This is a genomic window from Protofrankia sp. Cr1, assembly GCF_963555865.1.
GTDB lineage: Bacteria > Actinomycetota > Actinomycetes > Frankiales > Frankiaceae > Protofrankia.
In genome coordinates, this window is record NZ_CAUVXO010000466.1 from 2,968 (window position 1) to 4,369 (window position 1,402).

The 1,402-nt window shown below is 67.3% G+C and carries 3 protein-coding genes; 2 read left to right on the plus strand and 1 reads right to left on the minus strand.

Annotation, left to right across the window (positions count from 1 at the left end; genetic code table 11):
* Positions 1-211: 211 nt before the first annotated feature.
* Positions 212-337, minus strand: coding sequence for a hypothetical protein (locus U9980_RS23810; RefSeq protein ID WP_322769975.1), 126 nt, complete (start codon positions 335-337; stop codon positions 212-214).
* Between the two features lie 26 nt (positions 338-363).
* Between U9980_RS23810 and U9980_RS23815 the strand changes: the two genes are divergently transcribed.
* Positions 364-933, plus strand: a complete 570-nt coding sequence (locus U9980_RS23815) for a DUF6879 family protein (protein ID WP_322769976.1) — start codon at positions 364-366, stop codon at positions 931-933.
* Positions 934-949: 16 nt separating this feature from the next.
* A complete protein-coding gene (locus U9980_RS23820) occupies positions 950-1,288 on the plus strand; it encodes a Scr1 family TA system antitoxin-like transcriptional regulator (protein ID WP_322769977.1) in 339 nt (112 codons plus the stop codon).
* Positions 1,289-1,402: the final 114 nt, after the last annotated feature.

The following is a 1,402-nucleotide window of genomic DNA, read 5'->3' on the forward strand; positions in this document are numbered from 1 at the left end:
CTCCAGCTGTCGCGCCCGCTATGTCACCACCCGCGACACTAGCCCTGTCCTTACTAGCCCCGTCCTTCGCACGTGCGTGCGGAGGACCCGACTGTTCGACAGCGTCCAGCTCCGGCCGACATGGATCGGTAGACGATCATGAGATAGTGATCATACGGTGTGTCGGAGATGTGCTTCATTCGTTTACTTTGGGTGATGGCGAGGCTGGGGGTCAGCCGCTGCTGTCGAGGGCGTGAAGGAGTGCGCTGGTTTTGACGCGGTAGATGCGGCCGAAGCGGTGGACTTCGCAGGGGAATTCGCCGCGGCGGGTGAGTTCATAGGCGCGGGCGGTGGTCATGAAGGCGTTCATCGTGGAGGCGGCCAATGGGACCTACGAGCGAGGCAGACAGGGGCCTGGGCCGCATCCCGGGCGTAGCTGAGGAGCCCGACCCGCCGTTCGGCACGCTGCTGCGCGCGTGTTCGTCCTCCGCCGTGCATCTGGAGATGCGGGATTCCTACGACGGCGGGGATCCGTGGTTTCAGGCGTGGCTCGTCGGGGACCAGGAGGAGTTCCGACGGCGACTGGCGCCCCGGCCATGGCTTGACCTGATCGCCGAGGTGACCGGTCATGGGGTCGAGGTCCGCCGGGTCCGGATCGTGTCGGAGCCGGTGACCGACTACATCAGGTTCGAGCATGCGACGACCGCGTCGAACGTCGCCGCGGGCGAACAGGTCCGCTGGCTGCCCCGGCACCTGGCTACCGGCCTGCTGCTCCCGGCTAACGACTTCTGGGTTTTCGACGGCCAGCACGCTCAGTTCAACTACTTCTCCGGCCGAGGAGAGTTCCTCGATACGCGCCTGTCACCCGACGCGGTGATCGCCGCGCAGTGCGCGACGGCGTTCGAGGCTGCGTGGGAGCGGTCCGTGCCGCATCAGGAATACGACATGACCTAAGGTCGGATGGCGACGGATGGAGCGCGCTGTGCTTCGTGCCTACCAGCAGCGGCGCGGAGTCCACGACGATGTCGAGGCAGCGGTCGCGGCTCGGATGAACCGCCAGCGCGTCCTGCGCCGCAACCAGCGCACCGCCGCATTCCTCATCGAGGAGTCCGTGCTGCGCAACGGCTTCGGCGGGCCGGCGGTCATGCGCGGCCAGTGCGCACACCTGGCCGAGGTCACGACGTGGCCCGCGGTGTCCCTCGGCGTCATTCCCGCCTCCTACGCGCAGATGTTCGCGCGCTTCAGTGAGATCGCTGTCTACGGCGCCCGAGCCCGCGACCTCATCGCGACCACGAGTCCGCCACCGTAGTCCGACTTGCCACACTCGGGCACACTCCTGGCCCTGGTGATCTCACCGGCTTTACGGTGGCCGCGGCCCCAGAGCAGGATGCGCTGGCGGAGCAGGGGGAAGCCGTAAGGTCCC